Origin of the sequence: Pseudomonas sp. SWRI154 (assembly GCF_014268645.1) — a bacterium.
Classification (GTDB): domain Bacteria; phylum Pseudomonadota; class Gammaproteobacteria; order Pseudomonadales; family Pseudomonadaceae; genus Aquipseudomonas; species Aquipseudomonas marvdashtae.
The window spans coordinates 1-229 of sequence record NZ_JABWQW010000107.1 but is presented as its reverse complement, the minus strand read 5'-3'; the positions used below and the strand labels follow the sequence as shown (position 1 = coordinate 229).

Here is a 229-nt window from a genome sequence, read left to right as displayed (position 1 = left end):
CCACACTACCATCGGCGATGCATCGTTTCACTGCTGAGTTCGGGATGGGATCAGGTGGTTCCAATGCTCTATGGTCGTCAAGAAATTCGGGAACCAACCCGTTTAAAAACGTGTTGGTGAAAATCGGTGACTTCTACTAAAACAAAACCCCTACCTGCATCAGCAGATAGGGGTTTCGGAATTTAATCTTGACGATGACCTACTCTCACATGGGGAAACCCCACACTAC

At 47.6% G+C, this 229-nt stretch carries 1 rRNA gene; it reads right to left on the bottom strand.

What is annotated here, in order from left to right:
* Nucleotides 1-82 (bottom strand): 5S ribosomal RNA (gene rrf / locus HU806_RS26345); the annotation flags it as partial.
* Nucleotides 83-229 lie beyond the last annotated feature (147 nt).